Origin of the sequence: Burkholderia cepacia (assembly GCF_001039005.1) — a bacterium.
Classification (GTDB): Bacteria; Pseudomonadota; Gammaproteobacteria; order Burkholderiales; family Burkholderiaceae; genus Burkholderia; species Burkholderia theae.
This window is the reverse complement of record NZ_LDWR01000072.1, coordinates 1-1,311: the sequence shown is the minus strand read 5'-3', so window position 1 is coordinate 1,311 and position 1,311 is coordinate 1. Positions and strand designations below refer to the sequence as shown.

Annotated in this window: 1 protein-coding gene and 1 pseudogene; one reads left to right on the top strand and one right to left on the bottom strand. The window is 63.6% G+C overall.

Annotated elements, in window-relative coordinates; all coding sequences use genetic code 11:
- A pseudogene (locus tag VL15_RS34470) lies at positions 1 to 922 on the bottom strand (hemagglutinin); the annotation flags it as partial.
- On the opposite strand from VL15_RS34470, the gene VL15_RS43730 reads away from it, so the two are divergent.
- The coding region (locus tag VL15_RS43730) for a hypothetical protein (protein WP_329955984.1) at positions 906 to 1,311 on the top strand (406 nt) is incomplete at its 3' end. The pseudogene VL15_RS34470 and the gene VL15_RS43730 sit on opposite strands and share 17 nt — an antisense overlap.

The following is a 1,311-nucleotide window of genomic DNA, read 5'->3' as shown; positions in this document are numbered from 1 at the left end:
AGGTCGAGGTCGACAGCGACGTAAGGTTGTTGTTGGTCGAGTTGAGACCGGTCGACAACGAGCTGATGCTGGTCGAAGTCGACGTGGACAGCGACGCGACCGTGCTGTTGGTCGAACTGAGGCCCGTCGACAACGAACCAATACCGGTCGACAGCGACGAAATGTTCGATGCGGTCGACGTCGACAAGCTGTTGAGGGCCTGGTTCGTCGTGTTGAGCTGACTACCGTTGATCGCATCCGTGCTGGTCGCCGAGATGCGTCCGGCAGCGACATTCACGATCTGACGCTCCGCCCCTGGTGCGCCAACGCTCACAACGCTCGTCGGATTCGCACCGGCAAACGAGTAGGTCACGCCTCCGATCGTCGCGCCCGACGTCGGATTAGGTGCCGCCGTGATCGAGCCGGTACCCAGCGCAACATCGTTGACATTGCTTGCGATCGCGTTCGAACCGAAGGCAAGTGAGCCTGCTGCTGCTGCCGTCGATCCATTGCCCAACGCGAGCGCTCCGTCACCACTGGCCGTGTTTGCGTTGCCAAGCGCCACCGCGCCGTTGCCGTTCGCCGTGTTGTTTGCCCCCATCGCCACTGCGCCGGTGCCCGTCGCGACGTTCGGGTCGCCGATCGCGACTGCGCCGTCACCGCTTGCCGTATTCGCAACCCCGATCGACACAGCCTTGCCACCCGTTGCCAATGCGTTCTTGCCGATTGCGACCGCGCCGTCCGACTGCGCGTTCGAGCCGTCACCGACAGCGACACTGCTGGCGCCCGATGCAGATGCATTGGTGCCGGCAGCAAGCGAGTTAATGCCCGTCGCACCGTCGTTGGCATAGTTGCCCTGCTGCGTGCCGTTGTCGTTGACGCTGTAGTAGTGCGTCTTCGCAGCGTTGATCGCGGTCGAGGTCGACGTGGACAGCGACGTCACCGAGCTGTTCGTCGCGCTCAGGCCGGTGGACAGCGAGCCGATGCCGGTCGAAGTCGACGTGGACAGCGACACGATCGTGCTGTTGGTCGATGACAGGCCGGTGGACAACGAGCTGATGCCAGTCGAGGTCGAAGTCGACAACGAAGTGATCGAGCTGTTGGCCGACGAGAGGCCGGTCGACGTCGAGGTCGACAGCGAGGTGATGGAGCTGTTGGCCGACGACAGGCCGGTCGACGTGGAAGTCGACAGCGACGTCACCGAGCTGTTGGTCGAGCTGAGGCCGGTGGACAGCGAGCTGATACCGGTCGAGGTCGACGTGGACAGCGAGGTGATCGAGCTGTTGGCCGACGACAGGCCCGTCGACGTGGAAGTCGACAGCGATGCCACCG